Genomic DNA, 7,346 nt, shown 5'->3' on the forward strand with positions numbered 1-7,346 from the left:
ATGTGGTTATGTGGTTATGTGGTTATGTGGTTATGTGGTTATGTGGTTATGTGGTTATGTGGTTATGTGGTTATGTGTTTTCTCATCCATGCATAAGCATAGACACAAACAGTATTTCACAGACCCCATCTCGATTCGTATCCTGCATTGCGTATCACAGTATCGGTAAATGCCATGATTTTGAGCCAACAAGAAATCGAAGAAGCCAATCAACGTTTGCGCAACGCAGCGCCAACAGACGTTATTCGCTGGGCCGTTGGCTTGGGCAGCTCTACCATCGCTTCTACCAGCTTTGGCGTTAATGCAGGCGCATTACTGCATATGATCGCGCAAACCACACCTAAATTACCGGTTATTTGGGTCGACTCTGGCTATAACGTTGCCGATACCTATCGAGTGGCTGATACCTTAACGCAACAATTACGGTTGAACCTGCACGTGTACAGCCCAGCGATGACGGCGGAGCGCCGCAATTCGATTCGCGGCGGCATACCGACCCTAGACGAGGCGGAACGCCATGCGGCATTTACGCGCGAAGTCAAACTCGAGCCTTTCGAGCGAGCACTTGCAGAGCACAAGCCCAAAGTGTGGATTAGCGGAATCCGTCGCGAAGAGACCGAATATCGGAAGTCATTGGATATTGTGTCCGTTGATGCCCGGGGCATCCTAAAAGTCGCGCCTCTGTTCTACTGGACCGAGCAACAAATACAAGTGTACATGAGAGAACACAGCATTCCCTCATGCGCACACTATTTTGACCCTACCAAAGTCTTAAGCGGCCGCGAGTGCGGACTGCACACTGCCGCTTAGGTTTAGCCCATTATCGCGCCGACGGTAATACCTAGGGCGATCGTAAATAACAAAAAGCCCGCGACCATTTTAAACAGCGATTTCATGTCTTTCGCGTCTTGCGTTTGATCGTCTTGGGTCATGTGATTAGCCATAAGATTTCCCTTTTTATTGATTTTAATTCCATGCACATGGCGTAAAATGCCCCATCATTGATTTTACTGCTTTGACCTAAATCAAAGCCGCAGTGAGGAGCCATGTTTACCGCTCAAGATGACCTTAGGCTCGCTCTTCGGGGCCTGCTTGATCAAGAATACGATGTAACCGCCAACAGTGCCAACTTTGGCTCGTTGCTGTATCACAGTCTGCCCGATCTAAACTGGGTCGGTTTTTATTGGTTGCAAGACAGCGAGCTTGTCCTGGGCGCCTTTCAAGGCAAACCCGCCTGTGTGCGCATTCCCCTTGGACGCGGCGTCTGCGGAACCGCTGCGGCAACACAAGAACCCCAAATCGTGGCGGATGTGCACACATTCCCAGGCCATATTGCCTGCGATGCTGACTCTCGATCTGAGCTCGTGTTACCCGTGATCGTCAACAGCAGCTTACTGGGCGTGCTGGATCTAGACAGCCCCATTGCAAACCGCTTTGATGAGCAAACCGTAACATTGGTATCAGATTTATTATCGATTTGGTGCGCGCACCAATACGCGAATATTTAAGGATTAAACCATGAGTTCTTCAACTTCACCTCAAGCCGTTAAGTCACTTCTTGCAGCAGATGACCAGATAGGTAATATCGTTCGCGTTCAAGGTTGGCTGCGCAGCAAGCGCGATTCCAAAGCGGGCATCTCCTTTTTAGCGATTCACGATGGTTCGTGCTTCGACACCATTCAGGCCGTTGTACCCGCCGAGCTCGGCAACTACGAGTCTGAGGTTAAAAAGTTATCGACTGGCTGCGCGGTGGACGTCTGCGGCACCTTGGTGCAATCCGAAGGCAAGGGCCAAGCGCTGGAAATACAGGCAACGCAGGTCATCGTTGTCGGCGACGTAGACGACCCCGAAGGTTATCCCATTGCCAAAAAACGCCACACCTTTGAATACCTGCGCACCCAAGCGCATTTGCGCCCCCGCACCAACACGTTTGGTGCGATTACTCGGGTACGTACCACGCTGGCCAACGCTATTCATCAGTTTTTCTTTGATCATGGGTTTCACTGGATCAACACACCGATTATTACGGGCAGCGACTGCGAAGGCGCGGGTGAACTCTTCCGAGTCAGTACCTTGGACATGCTCAACACGCCGAAGAATGCGCAGGGTCAGGTCGACTACAAACAGGACTTTTTCGAGCAAGAAGCCTTTTTAACGGTATCAGGACAGCTCGAGGTCGAGTCGTACTGCTTAGCCATGTCCAAAGTCTATACCTTTGGTCCTACGTTCAGAGCCGAGAACTCTAACACCAGCCGCCACCTCGCCGAGTTTTGGATGATCGAACCCGAAGTGGCCTTTGCTAACTTAGCCGACAACGCCGACCTAGCCGAAGCGCTGTTAAAACACGTATTCACTCGCGTGATGAACGAACGTGAAGACGACATGGCCTTCTTTAATCAGCGCATCGACACCACGGTGCTCGAGCGACTGACCAATGTGATCGAGCAACCCTTCGAGCGCATCGATTACACCGACGCCATAAAAATATTGGAAAACTGCGGCCAGAAATTCGAGTTCCCCGTCAGCTGGGGTATTGATATGGCGTCCGAGCACGAACGCTATCTAGCGGAAAAACACGTAGGGCGGCCCGTCGTTGTGATGAACTATCCCAAAGATATTAAAGCCTTTTATATGCGTTTAAACGATGACGAAAAAACCGTCGCAGCGATGGATGTCTTGGCTCCCGGCATTGGCGAAATCATCGGCGGCAGCCAGCGTGAGGAGCGCCTCGATGTGTTGGACTCGCGCATGGACGAGACGATGCGAGAACACTTGTGGTGGTACCGGGATTTACGCCGCTATGGCACGGTGCCACACGCTGGCTTCGGCTTGGGTTTTGAGCGCTTGCTGAACTACATTACCGGCATGGAGAACGTACGCGACGCCATCCCTTTCCCTCGAACACCAGGCAACGCGCACTTCTAAGAGCGGCCGAAACCCTGCGGGTCACCAGCGCTCTGGTTGGTGACCTCGCTACAACTGACCAACCGCAAAAGCCAGGGCTTGTGCGTTGACCTCTGCGGCGCGTTCAACTGACCTCGCTTCCGAGTAGCACCGCAACTCGGGTGCATTACCTGACTGGCGAAAATGCACGATCACGTTATCTTCAAAGATAAGACGGCAACCATCAGTCAAGTCCGTTGCGATCAGCTCACCCAAGCTCAAAGTCTCTGCCAACTCAAACGGTAGTTTTGCCATCAAGTCGATGAAGGCTTGCCCGCGCTCGGGCGCCACACCCTTCACGCGATCGCTCGCCGTAAAAATAGCCGGCAATTGAGCATCCAAGTCGGCAACCGAACAGGCTTGTCCACGGCACTCGCGCATCACCGCCAGCAGCGGCAAGGCCGCGTCACGCGTTGCCAGAGGCGCCAAGTCCTTACCATCGATTTTGATGGCAGATGCCGTTAGAAACCCGCCGTTCGCCTCATAACCGACCACCGACTGACAGCTCGACGTAAGCGCTTGCATACCTTCAATCACATAGGGTGAACCAATTTTAGTTCGTTCTACCCGATCAAAAGCGCCGCATTCGCTTACCACAGAATTTGAGCTCACCGGTGTCACTACGGCATCGGCTCCAAGGGCTTTAGCGCACAACACGCCCAGACGATCACCCCGCAACCACTGCCCCTTCGCGTCACCTATCAAGGGGCGGTCGGCATCACCATCAGTAGAGAACAAGACATCGAAGTCGTATTCGCTGGCCCAGGCTTTGGCGCGCTCATGATCTTCTCGGCTGACCGCCTCGGTATCAATCGGCACAAATTGATCGGTGCGCCCCAAAGCCAAAATGCTGGCTCCCAAACGCTGAAAAAGGTCAGCAAACAAATCGCGTCCAACACTGGAGTGTTGATAGATCGCGACTGTGCGACCCTCTAAACATCCGGCATAACACGCCAAATAGCGCTGACAGTAGGTTTCATAGGCTGCGGCATTCGCCGGAGGTAATACGGCACTCAAGCTCGAAGTCAGTTCGACAGGGGCATTGTTAATGGCCTGCTCATCCGCTTTGGTGATTTCGCCACTCGCCGTATAAAACTTTATTCCGTTACGATCAAAGGGAATATGTGAGCCCGTGACCACGATGGCAGGAAAGCCTGAAACACCCGCGTAATAAGCGATCGCAGGCGTTGGCAAGGCACCTACGTAATCGACATCGACACCTAAATCTTCAGCCGCTTTAGCGCAGGCGCTGGCAATGCTCGGGCTTGAATCACGCAAGTCATGCCCCAGCACTACAGTGCTCGGCTTATCAACTACAGCCGTCAAAAACGCGTAAGCAAACCCGTAAACCACTTCATCTGTTAAATCACTGACCAACCCGCGCACACCGCTGGTACCGAACTTAACATCTTTAGACTGGGTTAACTGTAAAGTTGTTTGTGTCACGCAGAACTCCGCACGAGTTTAAATTTGAATGGTATCGCCAATCATTGAGCGCTCGACGACAACGCGCGAGGCACGGCCCAGCAACTCAATGAATAAATAAGCACGCTCTTCGTCTTTGCTAATGTCAAACACCCCAGCCAAACCCGCAAAGGGCCCTTGCAAGATCTCGACTTTATCGCCTTTTTTATGGGGCCAATCCGATTCGTTCTTAGCGCCTAGGTCTGGGTCCTGCTGCACCTGAAGAAACTCGACGACCTCATCGGGAACAGGGATGATATCTTGACCAAAACGCACCAAGTTAAAGACGCCCACGGTCGACCTTACCGGCGCCAAGTCATCGGTACCGTAGTCGACATCAATGAACAGATATCGGGGGAACAAGGGCGATACGACCAACTGCCACTTACCTCGAACGCGCTTACGCTGCTGCAGCTTAGGCAAAAATACGCGATAGCCTTGCCGCGAAAGATTAAGCTCAGCGGCATCTTCTTGCTTGGGTTTTGTTTGCACCACTAACCAGGTCACGCGATTAGGCCTTGTCTTAAAAAAACGTCGCTATTGTACGCGATTTAAACGGCATCGGACATTTTGAAAATGTCCGTTTTGTAATCTCGCGCGCACCACAGCACAAACCGTCGGGCTAGGCTCGGTTACAGTGCTGAAAACAAACCAATCAAGCCACCGAACATCACGAAACCCCGACGCGAGGGAGAGCGCTAGAGGTTTCTTTGAGTGCCAATGGGAGCGATATTTCGCTGATTGCATTCCCAGCATTGCAGGTGTTGCCGGCACGCCGTTGTTCAGAGCAACAGCGCGTGAAAGCCAGTCGACCGCCGGCTCGAGAAGGAACCTGTAGGGCTAGGCCCGGTTACAGTGCTCCAACCAACACCCCAACACCCGAAAACACAGCTACCCCCAAATGGAGGAAGCGCCGACGTCGCACACTCATGGACATGCTGATACTCTGTGGCAATTCCACCAAAAGGACACACGCTTGAAAGAAAACCCAAACTTCACCAGCGAGCAACGCCAAGCCTTACAACACGTTGCGCAAGAGCTTCGGCTTGTGCTCGAGCACATGACTACATTAAATGGTACTGCCGAAGAACTCGAAGCTATCGCCGATCAAGTCAAAGCGCTCAGCGACGCCATGGCGCCCATGACTGGCAACAAAGCTTTAGAGCATTTTACGTTGGAGTGGGGGGACGATTTAAATTCACCCTTGCCCATGAGCCCCATCACCGGACGATATCACCCGGTTGCCCCGCCCGTTGAACTAAGCATAGAGGGCAGCACTCTCGTAGGAACGGTCACCCTGAACAAAGTTTACGAGGGAGGGCCCGGCTGGGTGCACGGCTCTTGGATAGCGGCAATCTACGATCAGTTATTGGCGTTTGCGGGAATATTCAATAAAACGGGGGGACCGACTGCGAATTTAACGGTCGACTTCATGAAGCCCACCCCAATTAATACACCTTTGCGCTTCGAAGCCACTATTGATTCTGTGGCCGATAAAAAGATCTACATGAGCGGCCGCTGTTATTGCGAGGATCAATTAGTGACAAAGTGTGAAGCCTTATTTATTCAACATAGCTTTCGCTAAAACGGGCGCGCACTCGACGCGCCCATGACAAGTTTAATTAGAAATTTCGCAGCTCTCGCGTGAATTGCCGGCGTCAAAATACTCTTGAAAAACTTTCGGAGTGCGACCGCGTCCCGTCCAAAGGTATTCTTCTCCATTCACAACTAAACGGTATTTTGGCGCTACTGCACCACGTGGTTTGGTTGCTGCTTTGGATTTTGCTTTTTTTCCGCCGCGCTTTGGACTGGCGCTCAAATCTTCGGGGGTAAGCCCCGACTGCGCCAGTAAGGCTTGAATGCGCTCAATATTCGCCTGTTTTTCTTTTTCGGCTTTTTCCGCTTCTTTCTGCTCAAGTTCGGATTTTACGCTTTGTAATATGCCAATTAATTTATCAACTTCGTGCAGCGCCAAACGTTTTGCTTCGGCTTTTGCTTTGGCTTTAGATTTTACATAAATATCAAAGGCAGATACTTTGGCCACGGGATGTCTCCATTAACTTATTTATTTAACGGAGTGTAAATAAAAATGAATTTTTGGTAAAGAAATGGTGGCCTTTGATTAAATTAATCAAAGCGTATTTTAAACACCGACTATTTTATTTAAATAAAACTCGTCGCAGCCTAACCAAAAATAACGCCGTGATAATACCCAGACTATCGGCCAACCAATCGCCCCATTCAGGCGCTCGAGTCTCGGTTAATGCCTGAAAGAACTCGATAAGTGCACCATAAATCAGCAACCCCCCAATGACGTACAGAATATGCTTGGGATAAGACCAATAACCCAGAGTTGCCAGAACCAAAAATGCCAGCGCATGCATAATTTTATCCGAGAAAAGCATAACACCCTGAACCGTACTGGTTGGCAGCAGCGCTAAGATCATAAAACCGCCCAGGGCCAACCAAAATAGAATGCGTAAATGGCTTAGCGAAACTAAGGGGAATACGGGTGTTTTCATGAAACTACCGATTGGGTGGAATCGCGTAAGTGCCGACACCATGTGCCACCATGTCGTCATCGCCTTGGCTGTAAATCGCCACACTGCCCACAGCCTGTGTTTTACCAACCTTGTGTAAATCGCACACAGCCCTTAAATCTCTGTTAGCGGCGGGCTTGCGCAAGAAATTTATGGTGAGATTCGTCGTCACAGCAAGTGGAACAAGACCTATCGTTGCCAGTACCGCCACGTACAGTGCGGTATCGGCAAGCTCCATCATGGTAGGACCAGAGATAGTCCCACCAGGACGCAAATCTGAATCGCCAACCAAACGGATAAGCTCACAGTGATTGTGCGAGGCACTCACAATACGGCTTTTAAACCCCGGGAATTCCGTATTTAAAAAATCTTGGAGCTGATTTGCAGATAAGGTTGAAG

Annotated in this window: 10 protein-coding genes; 4 read left to right on the forward strand and 6 right to left on the reverse strand. The window is 51.1% G+C overall.

Annotation, left to right across the window (positions count from 1 at the left end):
- The first annotated feature begins 174 nt into the window (after positions 1–174).
- Positions 175–810, forward strand: a complete 636-nt coding sequence (locus tag ACTF5Z_RS10545; protein WP_438985596.1) for a phosphoadenosine phosphosulfate reductase domain-containing protein — start codon at positions 175–177, stop codon at positions 808–810.
- 2 nt (positions 811–812) lie between these two features.
- Here ACTF5Z_RS10545 and ACTF5Z_RS10550 read toward each other — a convergent pair whose 3' ends face one another.
- The gene (locus ACTF5Z_RS10550) at positions 813–944 is read right to left on the reverse strand and encodes a hypothetical protein (protein ID WP_423849595.1); all 132 of its coding nucleotides are present in this window, start codon (positions 942–944) and stop codon (positions 813–815) included.
- 102 nt (positions 945–1,046) lie between these two features.
- Here ACTF5Z_RS10550 and ACTF5Z_RS10555 point away from each other — a divergent pair, with 102 nt between their 5' ends.
- Together ACTF5Z_RS10555 and asnS are read left to right on the forward strand one after the other, a co-directional pair.
- Positions 1,047–1,508: a GAF domain-containing protein gene (locus ACTF5Z_RS10555; protein ID WP_423849594.1), complete on the forward strand. Its 462-nt coding sequence runs from the start codon at positions 1,047–1,049 to the stop codon at positions 1,506–1,508.
- Positions 1,509–1,518: 10 nt separating this feature from the next.
- Positions 1,519–2,925 (forward strand): asparagine--tRNA ligase, encoded by a 1,407-nt coding sequence (gene asnS, locus ACTF5Z_RS10560; RefSeq protein WP_438985597.1) that lies wholly within the window; start codon positions 1,519–1,521, stop codon positions 2,923–2,925.
- Positions 2,926–2,973: 48 nt separating this feature from the next.
- Here asnS and ACTF5Z_RS10565 read toward each other — a convergent pair whose 3' ends face one another.
- Positions 2,974–4,389, reverse strand: coding sequence for a phosphomannomutase (locus tag ACTF5Z_RS10565; RefSeq protein ID WP_438985598.1), 1,416 nt, complete (start codon positions 4,387–4,389; stop codon positions 2,974–2,976).
- Between the two features lie 18 nt (positions 4,390–4,407).
- Positions 4,408–4,914, reverse strand: coding sequence for a transcription termination/antitermination NusG family protein (locus tag ACTF5Z_RS10570; protein WP_423849591.1), 507 nt, complete (start codon positions 4,912–4,914; stop codon positions 4,408–4,410).
- A 469-nt stretch (positions 4,915–5,383) separates the two neighbouring features.
- Here ACTF5Z_RS10570 and ACTF5Z_RS10575 point away from each other — a divergent pair, with 469 nt between their 5' ends.
- On the forward strand, positions 5,384–5,992 hold the full coding sequence (locus ACTF5Z_RS10575; RefSeq protein WP_438985599.1) for a PaaI family thioesterase: 609 nt from the start codon (positions 5,384–5,386) through the stop codon (positions 5,990–5,992).
- Between the two features lie 33 nt (positions 5,993–6,025).
- Here ACTF5Z_RS10575 and ACTF5Z_RS10580 read toward each other — a convergent pair whose 3' ends face one another.
- The 3 genes from ACTF5Z_RS10580 to ACTF5Z_RS10590 all read right to left on the reverse strand — a co-directional run.
- Positions 6,026–6,451: an H-NS family nucleoid-associated regulatory protein gene (locus tag ACTF5Z_RS10580; protein WP_423849589.1), complete on the reverse strand. Its 426-nt coding sequence runs from the start codon at positions 6,449–6,451 to the stop codon at positions 6,026–6,028.
- A 115-nt stretch (positions 6,452–6,566) separates the two neighbouring features.
- A complete protein-coding gene (locus tag ACTF5Z_RS10585; protein ID WP_438985600.1) occupies positions 6,567–6,929 on the reverse strand; it encodes a VanZ family protein in 363 nt (120 codons plus the stop codon).
- Between the two features lie 4 nt (positions 6,930–6,933).
- A partial coding sequence (locus ACTF5Z_RS10590; RefSeq protein ID WP_438985601.1) for a PaaI family thioesterase occupies positions 6,934–7,346 on the reverse strand: 413 nt, incomplete at its 5' end.

Origin of the sequence: Aequoribacter sp., from assembly GCF_965659035.1 — a bacterium.
Classification (GTDB): Bacteria; Pseudomonadota; Gammaproteobacteria; order Pseudomonadales; family Halieaceae; genus Aequoribacter.